Annotated in this window: 14 protein-coding genes; 7 read left to right on the top strand and 7 right to left on the bottom strand. The window is 39.1% G+C overall.

Features of this window, described 5'->3' with window-relative positions; genetic code table 11:
• The first annotated feature begins 38 nt into the window (after positions 1–38).
• The 3 genes from aat (at position 39) to infA (ending at position 1,761) form a co-directional block, all read left to right on the top strand.
• Complete coding sequence (gene aat, locus QL229_RS04360; RefSeq protein WP_135924981.1) at positions 39–755, top strand: leucyl/phenylalanyl-tRNA--protein transferase; 717 nt, start codon at positions 39–41, stop codon at positions 753–755.
• Positions 748–1,452: an arginyltransferase gene (locus QL229_RS04365; RefSeq protein WP_135924983.1), complete on the top strand. Its 705-nt coding sequence runs from the start codon at positions 748–750 to the stop codon at positions 1,450–1,452. The genes aat and QL229_RS04365 overlap by 8 nt, the downstream gene beginning before the upstream one ends.
• Positions 1,453–1,542: 90 nt before the next feature.
• The gene (gene infA / locus QL229_RS04370; RefSeq protein ID WP_002962494.1) at positions 1,543–1,761 is read left to right on the top strand and encodes a translation initiation factor IF-1; all 219 of its coding nucleotides are present in this window, start codon (positions 1,543–1,545) and stop codon (positions 1,759–1,761) included.
• 175 nt (positions 1,762–1,936) lie between these two features.
• On the opposite strand, the gene clpA is transcribed toward infA, so the two are convergent.
• Both clpA and clpS read right to left on the bottom strand, forming a co-directional pair.
• Positions 1,937–4,201 carry an ATP-dependent Clp protease ATP-binding subunit ClpA gene (gene clpA, locus QL229_RS04375; protein ID WP_135924985.1) on the bottom strand — a complete coding sequence of 755 codons (2,265 nt, stop codon included), beginning with the start codon at positions 4,199–4,201 and terminating at the stop codon, positions 1,937–1,939.
• Between the two features lie 72 nt (positions 4,202–4,273).
• Positions 4,274–4,582, bottom strand: a complete 309-nt coding sequence (gene clpS, locus QL229_RS04380; RefSeq protein WP_171040478.1) for an ATP-dependent Clp protease adapter ClpS — start codon at positions 4,580–4,582, stop codon at positions 4,274–4,276.
• 208 nt (positions 4,583–4,790) lie between these two features.
• On the opposite strand from clpS, the gene cspD reads away from it, so the two are divergent.
• Positions 4,791–5,006 (top strand): cold shock domain-containing protein CspD, encoded by a 216-nt coding sequence (gene cspD / locus QL229_RS04385; RefSeq protein ID WP_036968098.1) that lies wholly within the window; start codon positions 4,791–4,793, stop codon positions 5,004–5,006.
• Positions 5,007–5,493: 487 nt separating this feature from the next.
• On the top strand, positions 5,494–7,716 hold the full coding sequence (locus QL229_RS04390) for an NADP-dependent isocitrate dehydrogenase (RefSeq protein WP_138558901.1): 2,223 nt from the start codon (positions 5,494–5,496) through the stop codon (positions 7,714–7,716).
• Positions 7,717–8,088: 372 nt separating this feature from the next.
• Here QL229_RS04390 and QL229_RS04395 read toward each other — a convergent pair whose 3' ends face one another.
• The 4 genes from QL229_RS04395 to QL229_RS04410 all read right to left on the bottom strand — a co-directional run bounded on the left by QL229_RS04395 (position 8,089) and on the right by QL229_RS04410 (position 11,334).
• Entirely contained in the window at positions 8,089–8,403 is a 315-nt protein-coding gene (locus tag QL229_RS04395) for a hypothetical protein (RefSeq protein WP_135924994.1), read from the bottom strand.
• A 15-nt stretch (positions 8,404–8,418) separates the two neighbouring features.
• A complete protein-coding gene (gene ppk2, locus QL229_RS04400) occupies positions 8,419–9,327 on the bottom strand; it encodes a polyphosphate kinase 2 (RefSeq protein WP_138558902.1) in 909 nt (302 codons plus the stop codon).
• Between the two features lie 527 nt (positions 9,328–9,854).
• Positions 9,855–10,523 carry a DUF2987 domain-containing protein gene (locus tag QL229_RS04405; RefSeq protein WP_138558903.1) on the bottom strand — a complete coding sequence of 223 codons (669 nt, stop codon included), beginning with the start codon at positions 10,521–10,523 and terminating at the stop codon, positions 9,855–9,857.
• Complete coding sequence (locus QL229_RS04410; protein ID WP_138558904.1) at positions 10,516–11,334, bottom strand: glucosaminidase domain-containing protein; 819 nt, start codon at positions 11,332–11,334, stop codon at positions 10,516–10,518. Before QL229_RS04410 ends, QL229_RS04405 begins: the two co-directional genes overlap by 8 nt.
• Before the next feature lie 216 nt (positions 11,335–11,550).
• On the opposite strand from QL229_RS04410, the gene QL229_RS04415 reads away from it, so the two are divergent.
• Positions 11,551–12,846: an anti-phage deoxyguanosine triphosphatase gene (locus QL229_RS04415; protein WP_135925001.1), complete on the top strand. Its 1,296-nt coding sequence runs from the start codon at positions 11,551–11,553 to the stop codon at positions 12,844–12,846.
• A gap of 226 nt (positions 12,847–13,072) precedes the next feature.
• The gene (locus tag QL229_RS04420; protein WP_281546503.1) at positions 13,073–14,164 is read left to right on the top strand and encodes a DUF481 domain-containing protein; all 1,092 of its coding nucleotides are present in this window, start codon (positions 13,073–13,075) and stop codon (positions 14,162–14,164) included.
• Between the two features lie 63 nt (positions 14,165–14,227).
• On the opposite strand, the gene QL229_RS04425 is transcribed toward QL229_RS04420, so the two are convergent.
• Positions 14,228–16,381: a prolyl oligopeptidase family serine peptidase gene (locus tag QL229_RS04425; protein ID WP_138557157.1), complete on the bottom strand. Its 2,154-nt coding sequence runs from the start codon at positions 16,379–16,381 to the stop codon at positions 14,228–14,230.
• Positions 16,382–16,527: the final 146 nt, after the last annotated feature.

The raw sequence follows: 16,527 nt of genomic DNA on the forward strand, positions 1-16,527 counted from the left end.
TTGCTAGAATCATAATAAATAACAACGATAATGCTGATATGATCAAGCAACTTTATCAGCTCTCACCCGAGAGTGTAGATTTCCCAAATCCTGAATATGCCCTCGATGAGCCTGATGGTTTATTAGCTATTGGTGGTGATTTATCAGTTAACCGCATTAAACATGCTTATAAAAATGGTATTTTCCCATGGTTTAGTGATTACGAACCAATTATGTGGTGGTCACCTAGCATGCGCGGTATTATTGAGTTAAATGAATTTCATGTCAGTCGTAGTTTAAAAAAGCACTTAAAACGTGCTCCGGTTCGAGTCACTGTTAATCACGCTTTTTCGCACGTTATCAATGCTTGCCGTGAGCAACGACTCGACGCTGAAGGTACCTGGATCACTGAGCAAATGATGCATGCTTATATCGAAGCACATCATCAAAATATTGCTCACAGTGTAGAAATATGGCAAGAAAACGAACTAGTTGCTGGTTTGTATGGCATCATGCAAAACGGTATATTTTGTGGTGAATCCATGTTTCATACCATCAGCAATGGTTCTAAACTTGCGATGTGGGCATTAGTTAACTGGCTAAAAAAACACCACGCCCATTTTATCGATTGTCAATTAGAAAACCCCTATTTGATCACTTTAGGCGCAAAAGTTATTCCACGTAGAGAATTTTTAACTAGACTTAAATTAGCCCATAGCTACATCCCCACAGCAAGTATGTGGCAACCGCAAGAGTTGATTGATATTTATGACTGAGCATTTACCCGCAAGACTAGGTTTAAGCCAACAATTTGATTGTAGTTATTTACCAAATCGCCAAGAACAACTATTGGTTATTCTTGATCCAAGTTGTTATGGCCCTGATAGGTTTGAGGAACTACTTGCTTTAGGGTTTAGGCGAAGTGGTGATCAGATTTATCGTCCCCACTGCCCAAGTTGTAATGCTTGTAACTCAGTGCGGGTGCTTGCACAGCAATTTACTCCTTCAAAATCGCAAAAGCGTAAAATGAATAAAGCCAAAAAGCGCTTTACTGTTAGCTATAGTGATCATGAACGTGCTGAGTATTACCCACTGTACAGTAAGTACATCACGCAAAGACACCAAGATGGCTCTATGTATCCTCCCGAGCAAAATCAATACGCGAGCTTTTTATTTTGCAAATGGCTTCCTGTGACTTTTATTGAGTTGCGTGATGAGGATCGGTTAGTCGCAGTCGCGGTTACCGATTGTATGAAGAATTCACTTTCAGCTATTTATACTTTTTTTGACCCAGATTATGAACAATACAGTATCGGCAGTATTATGATCATGGAACAAATTGAGTTTGCAAAACAACAAGCAAAAGAATTTGTCTATTTGGGTTATCAAATCGATGAATGCAACAAAATGAAATATAAAACTCAATTTTTGCCGGCACAAAAGCATATTGGCGATCAGTGGTTGGCGATTTAATTGACAAATTTGAGCCCTGTAGCTTTACTTATTGCCGTATTTTCGGCAAAATCTGCAGCGTTTAACTATTAAAGAGGTGTTACGCTAAACATGGCGAAAGAAGACGTAATCGAAATGCAAGGTACGGTCCTTGATACTTTACCAAATACAATGTTCCGAGTTGAGCTAGAAAACGGTCACGTAGTTGTGGCTCATATCTCTGGTAAAATGCGCAAAAACTACATCCGCATTTTAACTGGCGACAAAGTAACCGTAGAAATGACTCCTTACGATTTATCGAAAGGTCGCATCGTATTCCGTGCTCGCTAAGTTAGTGCGATAACGAGAAATTTAGCTTTTTGCTGCTTTGAGTGAGCAGGTGTGTTTATTACAAAGAGCTAAAAGCGTTTGTTAAATGGTGTTAAAACTAACTTAGTTTTAATTCCATTTAATAAACAAAAAGCCCAGCAATTGCTGGGCTTTTTGTTTTCAGCTAAGAATCAACTTAAGCTGTTTCTAGGCTAGTCTCAAAGTCAAAGTGAATCTTTTTATCCTTCACCGAGACCTTAACCGAACCACCATCGGCTAATTCACCAAATAAGATTGCATTTGCCAGTGGCTTTTTAAGCTCATCTTGGATAACACGTGCCATCGGACGTGCCCCCATTGCCTTATCGTAGCCTTTATCTGCCAACCACTCTCTAGCTTTAGAGGTAAGCTCAAGATTAACTGACTTCTTATCAAGTTGCGCTTGTAATTCAACAATGAATTTATCAACCACTTGCAAGATAACCTCTTTCTCAAGGTGGTTAAACCAAATGATATTATCTAAACGGTTTCTAAACTCAGGCGAAAATACCTTGTTAATTTCACTCATCGCATCATGAGAATGATCTTGCTCAGTAAACCCGATTGATTTACGAACAGTCTCTTGCACACCAGCATTGGTTGTCATAACCAGTACAACATTTCTGAAGTCTGCTTTACGGCCATTGTTATCGGTTAATGTGCCATGATCCATAACCTGCAGTAGAATGTTGTAAATATCGGAATGAGCTTTCTCAATTTCATCCAAAAGCACAACCGCATGCGGGTTTTTAATCACTGCTTCTGTCAGTAGGCCGCCTTGTTCAAAACCTACATAGCCAGGAGGCGCACCAATCAAACGGCTCACCGCATGACGCTCAACATACTCAGACATATCAAACCGTATAAACTCAACGCCCATGCACTTAGCAAGCTGCTTAGTAACCTCTGTTTTACCAACCCCTGTTGGGCCAGCAAACAAGAACGAGCCAATCGGTTTATCTTCATTGGCAAGACCAGAACGAGATAGGCGAATAGCAGATGTCAGTGCATCGATAGATTGGTCTTGACCAAACACCAGCATCTTTAAGTTGCGATCAAGATTTTTCAGCGTTTCTTTATCACTTGACGAAACACTTTGCTGCGGAATACGAGCCATTTTAGATACAATCAGCTCAATATCTGCCACACCAATGGTTTTTTTACGTTTTGATGCTGGTTGCAAACGTTGATTTGCACCAGCTTCATCGATGACATCAATTGCCTTATCAGGTAAATGACGCTCATTAATGTACTTTGCACTTAACTCAGCAGCCGCTTTAAGCGCTTTTTGCGTGTAACGAATACCATGATGCTCTTCGTAACGTTCTTTTAAGCCGTTAAGAATTTTTGTGGTATCAGCCACGCTTGGTTCAAGCACATCAATCTTTTGAAAACGACGTACTAAAGCACGGTCTTTTTCAAAGATATTTTTAAACTCGTTATAGGTTGTAGAACCCATACAGCGAAGCTTACCGCTTGAAAGCAGCGGTTTAATCAGGTTTGATGCATCCATTACCCCACCCGATGCAGCACCTGCACCAATGATAGTGTGGATTTCATCAATGAATAAAATTGAGCCAGGCTTTGCTTGTAGCTCTTTCAATAGTGATTTGAAACGTTTTTCAAAATCACCTCGGTATTTAGTACCGGCAAGCAACGCCCCCATATCAAGTGAATAAACCACCGCGTCAGCGATAACTTCTGGCACTTCTTTATTGACAATGCGATAAGCAAGGCCTTCGGCAATCGCTGTTTTACCAACCCCAGCTTCACCAACCAGTAGTGGGTTATTTTTCTTACGACGGCATAATACCTGAACCGTTCTTTCAACTTCGTTATCGCGGCCTACCAATGGGTCGATGTTCCCGTCGATAGCTTGTTGGTTAAGGTTCGTTGTAAAGTTTTCGAGTTTTGTTGGCTCTTCACCCTGCACTTCTTGCACTTCTTCATGGATATCATCATGGTCTTCACCACCAAGATCGTCATCAGTTTTAGAAATACCATGCGAAATGAAATTCACAATATCCAAACGGTTAATGTCGGCTTTTTTCAGTAAATAAACCGCTTGGCTTTCTTGCTCAGAAAAAATAGCAACCAGCACATTCACGCCAGTAACTTCATTTTTGCCTGATGATTGCACATGAAATACAGCGCGCTGTAATACTCGCTGAAAACCTAATGTTGGCTGTGTTTCTCTGTCTTCTTCAAGATCAGGAATCACAGGCGTGGTTTCATCAATGAATTCTGATAATTCAACTTTTAATGCGCCCATATCAACACCACAGGCGTTTAGCGCTTCTCCAGCAGAAGGGTTATCGAGCAGCGCAAGTAAAAGATGCTCGACGGTCATAAATTCATGCCGACGCGTTCTCGCTTCGCGAAACGCCGCATTCAGAGTTAGTTCTAAGTCTTTGTTTAGCATTGGCAACCCCTTACTGAGATAATATTTTATATACCGTTGTGACGGGTTAATCGGTTCACCCTACCTTGGTATTTATTCCTGCTCACAACTACAAAGCAGTGGATGCTCGTTATCTCGTGCGTAACGATTAACTTGCTCAGCTTTGGTATGGGCTACATCGGCACTGTAAACACCGCATATTGCTTTACCGTTATGATGAACTTGAAGCATCACATCTGTTGCTCTATCGCTATCCATATTAAAAAACGTCATAAGTACTTCTATCACAAAGTCCATAGGCGTGTAATCATCATTGTTTAAAATGACTTTATATTTTCGCGGCGGCTGCAATTTTTGCTTTTCACTATCGCGAACTGTATCAATAACACCAGAATCTTTCATACCACTCATAATAAATATAGTCTTGTCTTTAGAACTCAAGCAAACTTGAATAAAAAAATAAATAAATTGTTAAAAAATAGCCCAAAACACTTGACTGATTGGCCAAATAAACTACAGTCAAAGATAGATTGATTAATCATTAGTCAGTCTAGCAAATTACACGGTTTAGAATAACTAAATTAGTCAACTTATAGAAGGATGTAGAAGTATGGCTTGTGGAAAAGTCAAATGGTTCAACAATGCCAAAGGTTTTGGTTTTATCGTAGAAGACGGCAGCGAGACTGATATATTCGCTCATTACTCAACGATTGTAATGGACGGTTATAAAACACTTAAAGCTGGTCAAGATGTAACATTCGAATTGCAACAAGGTCCTAAAGGGTTACACGCAACGAATATTGCGCCTAACGATGAGATCTCTTAGGTGAACCTATTCGAGTACCAAGCGAGCGACCTTGTTAAGATCCTCGCTTACTTCCCTATCTCCCACTGATTTTTATTTTCAACTTGAAATTCCATTTCTTTACCCCAATAGTTTAATTGTTATTAGCCCTTTAGAGCCAAGCTTGTTACACTCTTGTTGCTTAAATTTAGCTTTTTCGTCATTTTGACGTAAGGCTTTTGGCTAATTTCAAAGCTAGCTTATTTGAGCTATAAGAATTTTATGCCTTTTTGCACAATTAAAAGATCTATTTTGCAAATTGGTATTACAGTCTGTCAGCTGTGGTTATTTTGATACTCTGTATTAAGTTGCAACAGCTAACAGACTGCTTGCTGTCGTTATATCGAAATACTTATATTTAAGACTTGATATACCATAGCAGTATAATTGCATTGTTGAATATGGCTAATTAAGGGTTACTGTTAGCGCAGTTACAATCAAACATTACGCCAACTATCTAGGAATGATGATGACATCAAAAATTATCTATACTAAAACAGATGAAGCGCCAGCTCTTGCTACGTATTCATTGTTACCAATCATCCAAGCGTACACAAACGCTGCAGGTGTTGAAGTTGAAACTCGTGATATTTCATTAGCGGGCCGTGTAATTGCCAACTTCCCTGAGTATTTAACTGAAGAACAACGAATTGATGATGCACTTGCTGAATTAGGTGATATGGCTAAAACACCTGAAGCTAACATTATCAAACTACCAAACATCAGTGCGTCTATTCCTCAGTTACGTGCTGTAATCAAAGAGTTGCAAGCTAAAGGCTACGCTTTACCTGATTATCCATCAGAGCCAAAAACTGATGAAGAAAAGAAAATCAAAGCAACTTACGACAAAATCAAAGGTTCTGCTGTAAACCCGGTTCTTCGTGAAGGTAACTCTGACCGTCGTGCACCTAGTTCAGTTAAAGAATACGCTCGCAACAATCCACACTCAATGGGTGCGTGGAGCAAAGATTCTCAATCTTACGTTGCAAGCATGGAAGAAGGTGACTTCTTCGGTTCTGAGCAATCAGTAACGGTAGCTGAAGCAACTGACGTGCGTATCGAACATGTTGCTGAAAACGGCGATATTACGGTTCTTAAAGCAAGCACGCCACTATTAGCTGGCGAAGTTATTGATGCTTCTTGTATGAGTGCCGCTAAACTTCAAGCTTTCCTTGCTAAAGAAATTCAAGCTGCGAAAGACAAAGGCGTGTTGTTCTCGTTACATATGAAAGCAACCATGATGAAAGTGTCTGATCCAATCATCTTCGGTCATGCTGTAAAAGTATTCTTCAAAGACGTATTTACAAAACACGCTGATCTTTTCAAAGAACTAGATGTTGACGTAAACAACGGCTTTGGCGATGTATTCTCAAAAATCGAAAGCCTAGACGCAGCTAAAAAAGCTGAAATCGAAGCTGATATCCAAGCTGTATACGACAACAACCCTGCTATTGCTATGGTTGATTCTGACCGTGGTATCACAAACCTTCACGTTCCAAGCGATGTAATCATCGATGCATCAATGCCTGCTGCAATTCGTTCTAGCGGTCAAATGTGGAACAGCGAAGGCAAATTACAAGACACAAGCTTTGTAATTCCAGATCGTTGTTACTCAGGTGTTTACCAAGCAACTATCGATTTCTGTAAAGAAAACGGTGCATTCGATCCAACAACAATGGGTAGCGTACCTAACGTTGGTCTTATGGCGCAAAAAGCTGAAGAGTACGGTTCACACGACAAAACGTTTGAAGTTACAGCAGCTGGTAAAATCCGTGTAGTAGACACAGCTGGCACAACATTACTTGAGCATGCTGTTGAGCAAGGCGATATCTGGCGTATGTGTCAGGTAAAAGATGCACCAATTCAAGATTGGGTTAAACTTGCTGTTAACCGCGCTCGCGCAACTAACACACCGGCAGTTTTCTGGTTAGACGAAAACCGTGCACACGATGCTGAATTAATCAAAAAAGTAAACGCGTATCTGCCACAACATGATACTGATGGTCTTGAGATCCATATTTTAGCACCGATTGAAGCGACTAAATTCTCATTAGAGCGCATCAAAGAAGGTAAAGACACAATTTCAGTAACTGGTAACGTTTTACGTGACTACCTAACTGACTTATTCCCGATTCTTGAGCTTGGTACAAGTGCTAAAATGCTTTCAATCGTACCACTTATGAATGGTGGTGGTTTATTCGAAACAGGTGCAGGTGGTTCAGCGCCTAAGCACGTTCAACAATTCGAAAAAGAAAACCACTTACGTTGGGATTCTTTAGGTGAGTTCTTGGCGCTTGCAGCTTCTTTAGAGCATCTAGCGGTTAATACGGGTAACAAGAAAGCTCAAGTACTTGCTGATACACTAGACAAAGCTACAGGTACTTTCTTAGCTGAAAACAAATCACCTTCACGTAAAGTGAAAGAGATTGATAACCGTGGTTCGCACTTCTTCCTTTCATTATTCTGGGCACAAGAACTTGCTGCACAAAATGATGACGCGGAATTAAAAGCGCAATTCACGCAAATCGCTACTGATTTAGAAGCTCAAAAAGAGCAAATCATCACTGAGTTGAACGATGCACAAGGTTCAGCAATGGATGTGGGTGGTTATTTCCAACCAAATGATGAGCTTGCATTCAAAGCAATGCGCCCAAGCACAACATTTAACGATATTTTAGCAAAATTAGTGTAATTCGTTAGAACTCGCTAATCTTCTAAAAAATAAGAGAGTTATCTCGATTGCTAAGGCTCTATGAGCCTTAGCAATCGAGATAACTCTCTTTTTTATACCAATTCGCTTAATTAAACCGTCTACTTTGATGCAATAAACTGGCTGATAACAAGACACAAACTTCGTTATCTACTTGTTCTCGAAAATTGCCTCAACATTGCGCTAATTACTACATCCATACAGTCATAAATAAGTAATTTTTAAAGCTGTTAAAAAGCTTTAATCTCTTAAATGATTAAGCATGACTGCCAACTGATATTATTCCTTCCACCTAGTCAGCTGTTCATAAACCACAACATATAACAATGGCTACGATTCAGTTTTAACTTATAACTAAGCGTTTGCTGTTTTCGCCTTTTTGTTTTTAGCCATACGTTTAGCGCGTTTAATGGCAGATTTTTTTGATGCTTTCTTTTGCGCTATCTTTAGCACTATGGCCTCTTTTAGTTGCTTTTTAGCTGCTTTAAGACGTTTTTGAGCATTCTTAGCAAGACTTTCAGCTTCGTTTGCTTTATCAACGGCTGCTTGGGCTTGTTCAGCGGCCTCTTTTGCAATCGCAGCGGTTCTTTGTACTTCTTTTTTACTTTTAGCGAGGCTCTTCTCTAACTTTGCTAGGCGCTCGTCATACATTGGATCTGTAATTTCCATTTCACTCTCCTAATCTTAACGTTGAGACATTTTTGTTGGTTCACCAACAATTAATGGGTCAACTTGATCAACAATTTCATGGTCTTTGCCTGGATAATCTAAACAACTTAAAAAGTGACGCATGCAGTTAATACGACCACGTTTTTTGTCATCAGAACGAATTTGAGTCCACGGTGCGTCTTTAGTATGGGTATGAAACATCATGGCGTCTTTTGCTGCACTGTAGTCATGCCATTTAGCTAATGATGCCATATCAACCGGGCTCAGTTTCCATTGCTTTAGAGGATCGTTTTGGCGTGATTTAAAGCGTCTAAATTGCTCTTCTCTACTCACAGAAAACCAATATTTAAATAATTTAATACCACTGTTAACTAACATGCGTTCAAGCTGAGGTGTTTGCCGCATAAATTCGAGGTATTCTTGGTCTTCACAAAACCCCATGACCTTCTCTACGCCAGCGCGATTATACCAAGAACGGTCAAACAGAATTATTTCTCCCTTTGCAGGTAGATGATTGATATAACGTTGAAAATACCATTGATCACGTTCACGGGTAGTGGGTTTTTCAAGTGCTACAACATGCGCCCCACGCGGATTTAAGTGCTCCATAAAGCGCTTTATTGTTCCACCCTTTCCTGCTGCGTCACGGCCTTCAAATAAAATAACAATTTGTTGGTTAGTCTCTTTCACCCAACCTTGCATTTTTAATAGCTCAATTTGAAGTTCATGTTTATGGCGCTCATACTCAACAACATCCATTTTACGCTTGTATGGATATAGGCCATCAGCATTCCATTTTAAATTTGGGTTCTTTACATTTAAGTCAAATACAACATCCTGTTTAGTTTTTCCCTTACTTACTTTTGTAGGCTTACTTACTTTTGTAGGCTTAATTAATACTGATTCGACGTTTACTGTCTGCATGGCAACTCCTTTTTAGTAAATATTTACGTACCTTCATTAAGAACTGTATATTTTTACTTTATGCCAGTTGCAGCATTATTTATTGATCTACATCTATTATTTATCGATATAGAAAACTCTTAAAAATATTTACTTTAGTTATTTTTTACTAATAACACCAAGGAGTATATGTAATAATTTTTGGTTAATTTTAAATTAGAAAAAAATTACCAACTTTAAATAGACAAGAACATAAGTAATTAATAAATAATAATTAAATTTCACATCTTAAGATCTTTTATTGTAAGAAGACTAACTAAATTAGTTGAAGCTGTCTTTTATTGACTCATTACTTTTATTTTACCTAACTTAAAACCAATAAAATAAGAGTAGTAAAGAAAATAAAAATAGAGAAGATAGTATTAGAACAATACTTGTTGATGAAAGGGTTAATTAAATATAAAAACAGGCTAAAATAATTGAGGGAGCATAAAAAGCTCCCTCATATGGCACAGTTTACATACGCACAAGGCGTGTTGTTGATGCAGTTATTTAACAATCCATGGGGTTGCGCTGATCAACCGAGCACTTGTTTGCAGTTTTGTTTGATTGTCTTGCCAATCATCAGTCACCATTATTGCACAACGACTTTGCTTGCAATTATCTGCCTCTGATATTGCCACATTTTCATCCGCAAATTTAAGCACAACTCCCTGTTGCTCTGGCAACAAAAACCACATTAATTTACTGACGAAGAATCCTGATAAATCAGATAGCAATTCATCAAACTCTTCATTTAACTCATAAAGGTTTGCTTTTGTCAGTGCAAAGTCACTCAGGTTGGTTGCTTCAATTTGTAGCTTTAATTGGCAATCATGCTGAGGATTCTCAGGTTGTACGACAATTACAGCCTTATCTGTATCGAGTTGTTTATCAAACGGTAGCAACAACTGGGCTTGATCTGTATAGGTAAGATCAAATTCTTGTTGTTCTGTTATTATTTTCCCTGACTTAATTTTGCATACATCATTTGTAGCAATGTCAGATAAATAAAAATTTACTTGCGCGTACTGAAAGTCACCTTTGTTAACCACTTTAAGGCGGTCATAAAAGCCATCGTATGCAACAACAAACTCACCTGCGGTTGCTGTTCCTACAGAAGCACCTAAGGTAGCGGCTAACACTACCGCCTTGAAACATGACATAACTTTATTCATCAAAATATGCTCTGTTTTGATTTATCATTGTGTTTAACTCTTCAATGTAAGCTTCTCGTCGCTCAGAATAAGATAACAAGCCCTGCGTTAAAACTGTGGCTTCAATAGGCTTTTGTTGACGGCGTAAATCTGCTCGGATTGAACGTAAATCTTTGTATGCCGCATGAGTATTAATGTTTTTAAAGTAAGAGCTTACAGCAGCTCTTACAGACTTAAAAGCCGTTACTTCATGAGCAGCTTCATCAGCACGACGGCGTGGTACCATACCGCAACCTTTTTTGTAGCACCACTGACCAAAAAAGTTAAGGCCAATTCGCGCAAATCGCGATGTTCCCCAAGCCGATTCATTTGCAGCCTGCATCAAAGCAAGTTCTTTTGGAATAATATCAACACGGCGTAATGCCTGAGATAGTGACAGTACATCAATCGTCGTCGGCAGTTTATAACTGGTAAGGATTTTCTTTATATCTGATTTTTGTTTAACTGTTAAAGGCTCATTATATTCCAGCATCATGCGAGCTATTTCTAATGTTGCTCTTTGCTGCAAAATTTTCTTATTTTCAGCCTCAACATGCGGGCGTATAAAATCAAAAAATGCATGTTTCTTCTCTTTTACATCACTGAACGCAGCAAAATCAGGGAGTTTAACATTATGTAATGGCTTCTCTTTTTTTATAGTTTTCTGGCTGCCCTTGCTAGCTGCAAGGTCTTGTGAAGATACGTCAACATCACTTTCATTATCTATAAAAGGTGACAACAGTGCCCAAGTAAAAAAGGCAGCTAGTAAAATTTGAAAAACGTATTTAAGCATGTATTCTCTCAAGTAAACTACTACTCATGTGCGGTAACATCACACACATACAAAGGCGGAGTATATCAAACAAGCCAATCTTTGGCGAATTCGGTGCTATTTTTTTCACCTCAATCGTATTTAAAAAGTCTCATAATACATTCAATATACTCGCAATTTTCAAGCGGTTGCGTATACTTTCATTAACTCAGTCGCGAAACCATAGGCTTTTTTATTATGTGCCAACCTTGGCAAGCACGAATTATAGATCAACAAAAATATCGTCCCAATGACAACCGCTCACCATGGCAAGTTGACCGCTCTCGTATAATCCATGCCGCTGCTTTCAGACGTTTACAAGCAAAGACTCAAATTATGGGTATTGGCCTAAACGACTTTTACCGCACTCGCCTAACCCACTCTCTTGAAGTTGCACAAATCGGCAGTGGTTTGCTGCGCCATTTAAAAAAACAGCACCCTGAATTTGAACACTTCCCGAGTGGCAGCTTACTCGAAACCTTATGTCTTGCTCACGACATTGGCCATCCACCTTTTGGTCATGGTGGTGAAATAGCTTTAAACTACATGATGCGCGAGCATGGTGGATTTGAAGGCAATGCGCAAACTTTACGCATTGTTTCTAAACTTGAACCCTACAGCAACGGTTATGGTATGAACCTAACGCGCCGGACTTTGTTGGGATTTATCAAGTACCCTGCGTTTATTGATGATGTATGGCATACCATCCCACCATTATCTGATACGCGAAGTTTCATAAAAGCCGATCACTGGCGACCGGCTAAAGGGCTTTACAAAGATGATAACGATGTTTTTAATTGGATTATTGCGCCGCTATCACAAAACGACAAAGCATTATTGACTAGCCACTACAAGGTGGATGAGTTTAGGTCTAAAACTCATTATAAGTCTATTGACTCTGCAATAATGGAATTGGCAGATGATATTGCCTATGCAGTTCATGACCTAGAAGATGCGATTGCCACTGAAGTATTAACGTTTGCTGATTGGCAAAACCATGCTCTTATTCAGTTACAAGAACTCAATTCACCTTGGCTAACAACTCATTTAAGTGCAATTACCGCAAGGCTTTTCTCACATCATGAATATGAACGCAAAGACGCCATTGGTGAGTTAGTAAATACATTTATTATCCACGCCTCTTTAGAGGTACAAAATAACGAATTCGAATCAGAGATTTTACAATATACCGTTAGCCTGCCTGATGAGTTTTCAAAAATACTCAATGTGCTCAAACAATTTGTATTCAAGCGTTTAATTCGTGAACCTAAAATGCAACAGGTTGAATTTAAAGGGCAAAACCTGCTTATAGAATTATTTAGCGCTTTTGCTAGCGACCCGATGCGTTTATTACCAGAAACAACTCAAGAGATGTGGTTAAACGCACACAACAATAACGGTAATGCAATGCGGGTGATCTGTGATTACTTATCAGGTATGAGTGACGAGTATGCATATAAAACCTATCAACGATTATTTTTACCATCAGCCTAACTATTTTTTGAACAGCTAAATATTATGTTCTAAAATTAAGTAGGTTATTTTAGCAAATAACCTACTAATTCTTTATGGATTTTAGCCAATCTGCTTACCTTATGGGCAGCTTGAGACACGAATACTTTGATGAACTTTGTACATCCTGTCAGAGCTTTGTAGGTATTCCTGCTCAATTTGAGCCTATAGTAACGTGGGCTGGTTTTATTAAACATGGATTGAAATAATGCTCAAAAAATACCTGCTTCTTGGTTTATTAGTTGCTAGCCCATTTACAGGCTATGCAGCAGAATCACTTCCTGATCCACTACTTGAAGAACGCGGCATAATCATAAAAGATGCCACTCATTTTGATTGGATCCGACTTAACTCTGGTGAATGGCTCAAAGGTGAGCTCGTTTCAATGTACGATAAGGAGCTCGAATTCGATAGCGACGTACTCGATACCCTGATGATCGACCGCGAAGATATCTACATGATTATTTCTGAACGTCATCACACAGTTCGTTTTAATGATGGTGAAGAACTCAGCGGCACACTAAATATATCGGGTGGTTATGTAAAAGTAGGTGATGCTCCTGCTAAGTATCGTTATCGTGATTTAGTCTCTATCGCTCCGTCAATTGATAGTGAGCTTAGTGCTTGGACAGTAAAAATATCATTGGGCGCCGACCTATCTCGAGGTAATACTGATCAAACTGAATATTCAGCCAGAGCTGATATCAAACGCAGAACAGCGTCGAGTCGCTTTTTAGCTGAATTTTTAGGGTATCGCACCACCAGCGATGAGCAAGTCACTAAAAATAACATACGAGCAAATGGAACCTTCGACTGGTTTTATACGCAAAAAATGTATTTTCGCCCTATTTTCTTTGAATACTATCGTGACCCATTTCAAAACATTGCCAATAAATACACTGTAGGTGCCGGTGTAGGTTATTACGTAATGGATACCGACAAAATTGAGTGGGACTTTTCAACAGGTCCTGCTTATCAAAAAACAGAGTTTGATACTGTTGCAAATGGTGAAGATAAATCAAATTCTTCAATGTCTTATTTTGTTGGCACTAATTACGAACTGGAAGTAACCAAAAATATCGATTTTAGTTTTAACTATCGATATTTGACGGCCAGTGAAGACACTGGTGGCGATTCACAGTATGCAATGGCAAGCTTTGAAATAGACGTTACTGATGACATTGATTTTGATATTTCATTAGTCTGGGATTATCTATCTGACCCGATAGCCGATGAAAATGGTGTAGTCCCCGAAAAAGAAGATTACAAAATGATTTTCGCACTGGGTATAGATTTATAGCAATTGCTATAAAAACGCCGAGCTTAAGCTCGGCGTTTTTATTTTAGTTGAGTAAATATTATCTTATAGCGATTTAACACCCATGTTGTATAAGGTAAAGCCATAAATATCAGCGTATTGATCAATAATTTTACTGGTTGGTGTTCCTGCACCATGACCTGCATTTGTTTCAATACGAATTAGATACGGATTTTGTTTCGCACCTTTTTCTTGTAGCTCAGCAGCAAACTTAAATGAATGCGCAGGCACAACACGGTCATCATGATCCCCTGTTGTTACTAAGGTTGCTGGGTAGCTAACACCCTCTTTTACATTGTGAACTGGTGAATAGCCTTTTAAGTACTCGAACATTTCTTTACTTTGTTCACTCGTACCGTAGTCATACGCCCAACCAGCACCCGCTGTAAAGGTGTGGTAACGCAGCATATCTAAAACACCTACAGCAGGAAGCGCAACTTTAAATAGCTCAGGGCGCTGTGTCATAACCGCACCAACTAATAAGCCACCATTTGAGCCACCACGTACCGCTAGGTAATCAGGTGAGCTGTATTGTTTTTCGTTTAAGTACTCAGCCGCAGCAATAAAGTCATCAAATACATTTTGTTTCTTAAGCTGTGTACCATTTACATGCCATTCTTTACCGTATTCGCCACCACCACGAATATTAGCAACAGCATATACACCACCGTGCTCAAGCCATGCCGCAATTGTAGGGCTATAGCTTGGTGTTAAACTTACATTAAAGCCACCATAGCCATATAAAATTGTTGGGTTTTTACCGTTAAGCTCAGTGCCTTTTTTGTATGAAATAATCATCGGAACTTTAGTGCCATCTTTAGATGTGTAGAACACTTGTTCAGATGTGTATTGTTCGCTATTAAATTGAGCGCCCGACTTGCGATATACATCAGACTGGCCAGAATCAACATTAAATGAATAGATGTTGCCTGGTGTGGTGTAATTGGTAAATGAATAATAAAGCGTTTCAGCGTCGTGCTTACCGCTAAAGCCATATGCGGTGCCCACACCCGGTAAACTAATGTCACGCACTAGTTTACCTGACTTATCGTACTGTTTTACTTGCGAAATCGCATCAACCATATACTTAGCAAAGAAATAATCACCGCCTTTTGAAATACTAAGTACATGGTCAGTTTCAGGAATTAAATCTTGCCAATTCTCTGGGCTTGGATCAGCGGCATCAACTGTCACTACACGCATGTTTGGCGCATTTAAGTTAGTCACTAAATACAGTTTCGAGCCGTCATTATCGATAATTGATGTATCTGAATCTGTGTTATCTAGAATGGTTACTAACTTGCTGTCAGGCTTAGTTAAATCTTTGATAAACAGTTTATTACCTGATGTTGAAGTACTTGCAGCAATTATTAGGTATCGATTATCACGCGTTACCTCAGCGCCAATATAACGATGTTTCTGTGCTTCTGTACCACCATAGACTAATTGGTCGTCAGCCTGTGCTGTGCCTAACTTGTGATAATAGACCTTATGTTGATCTGTTTTTGCCGACAGCTCACTCCCTTTTGGCTTATCGTAGCTTGAATAATAAAAGCCATCGTTACCAAACCACGAAATACCGCTAAACTTAACATCGACTAATGCCTCTTCAATAGGCTGTTTAGTCGCTGTATCAATAACGATAATTTTACGCCAGTCACTACCACCTTCAGAAATTTGATAAGCAGCTAAACTTCCATCTTCAGTAAAAGTTAAGCCCGACATTGAGGTTGTGCCATCGGCGCTGAAAGTATTTGGATCTAAAAACACTTCAGCTTCAGAGTCACCTTTTTTACGGTAAACCACATACTGATTTTGCAAGCCATCGTTTTTATAAAAGTAAGTGTACTCACCCTCTTTAAATGGCGCTGTGACTTTTTCATAGTTCATCAGCTTTTCAAGTGTGGTTTTAAGCTCATCGCGATAAGGAATATTTTTAAGATAAGAAAAGGTAACGTCATTTTCGGCTTTTACCCACTGCGCCGTTTCTTCGCTCATGTCGTCTTCTAGCCAACGATACGGATCGGCTACCTTCTGGCCGAAGTACTCATCAACAACATTGCCTTTTTTCGTTTCTGGATAATTCACAGCAGCTTTAACCTCTGCAGTTTTTATAGTTTGTTCTGTTTTTGTTGGGGTAGATTCACTACACCCCGTCAGTGCAACCACAATTGCACAAGCAAGCGCTTTTTTAATCATAATAATTTTACTTTTTAGTTATTGTTAACAAAATGAAAGTAAAGTTAATACAAAAGAATGTCTAGTTATTTGCGGTCAAACACAGGAAGCGCTGTAAACCAATGTAAAAACAAAAAAACCACGCAATAGCGTGGCCTTTAATTTTT

Origin of the sequence: Pseudoalteromonas sp. PAR1, assembly GCF_947311895.1 — a bacterium.
Classification (GTDB): Bacteria; Pseudomonadota; Gammaproteobacteria; order Enterobacterales; family Alteromonadaceae; genus Pseudoalteromonas; species Pseudoalteromonas lipolytica_C.

Bases quoted from the DNA above. Each gene is read 5' to 3' on its own strand.
- clpS (WP_171040478.1), bottom strand. From the start codon at position 4,582: ATGAAAGATTCTGGTGTTATTGATACAGTTCGCGATAGTGAAAAGCAA.
- QL229_RS04425 (WP_138557157.1), bottom strand. From the start codon at position 16,381: ATGATTAAAAAAGCGCTTGCTTGTGCAATTGTGGTTGCACTGACGGGG.
- infA (WP_002962494.1), top strand. From the start codon at position 1,543: ATGGCGAAAGAAGACGTAATCGAAATGCAAGGTACGGTCCTTGATACT.
- QL229_RS04410 (WP_138558904.1), bottom strand. From the start codon at position 11,334: ATGCTTAAATACGTTTTTCAAATTTTACTAGCTGCCTTTTTTACTTGG.
- clpA (WP_135924985.1), bottom strand. From the start codon at position 4,201: ATGCTAAACAAAGACTTAGAACTAACTCTGAATGCGGCGTTTCGCGAA.
- ppk2 (WP_138558902.1), bottom strand. From the start codon at position 9,327: ATGCAGACAGTAAACGTCGAATCAGTATTAATTAAGCCTACAAAAGTA.
- QL229_RS04415 (WP_135925001.1), top strand. From the start codon at position 11,551: ATGTGCCAACCTTGGCAAGCACGAATTATAGATCAACAAAAATATCGT.
- QL229_RS04365 (WP_135924983.1), top strand. From the start codon at position 748: ATGACTGAGCATTTACCCGCAAGACTAGGTTTAAGCCAACAATTTGAT.
- QL229_RS04395 (WP_135924994.1), bottom strand. From the start codon at position 8,403: ATGGAAATTACAGATCCAATGTATGACGAGCGCCTAGCAAAGTTAGAG.
- QL229_RS04420 (WP_281546503.1), top strand. From the start codon at position 13,073: ATGCTCAAAAAATACCTGCTTCTTGGTTTATTAGTTGCTAGCCCATTT.
- QL229_RS04405 (WP_138558903.1), bottom strand. From the start codon at position 10,523: ATGAATAAAGTTATGTCATGTTTCAAGGCGGTAGTGTTAGCCGCTACC.
- cspD (WP_036968098.1), top strand. From the start codon at position 4,791: ATGGCTTGTGGAAAAGTCAAATGGTTCAACAATGCCAAAGGTTTTGGT.
- aat (WP_135924981.1), top strand. From the start codon at position 39: ATGATCAAGCAACTTTATCAGCTCTCACCCGAGAGTGTAGATTTCCCA.
- QL229_RS04390 (WP_138558901.1), top strand. From the start codon at position 5,494: ATGACATCAAAAATTATCTATACTAAAACAGATGAAGCGCCAGCTCTT.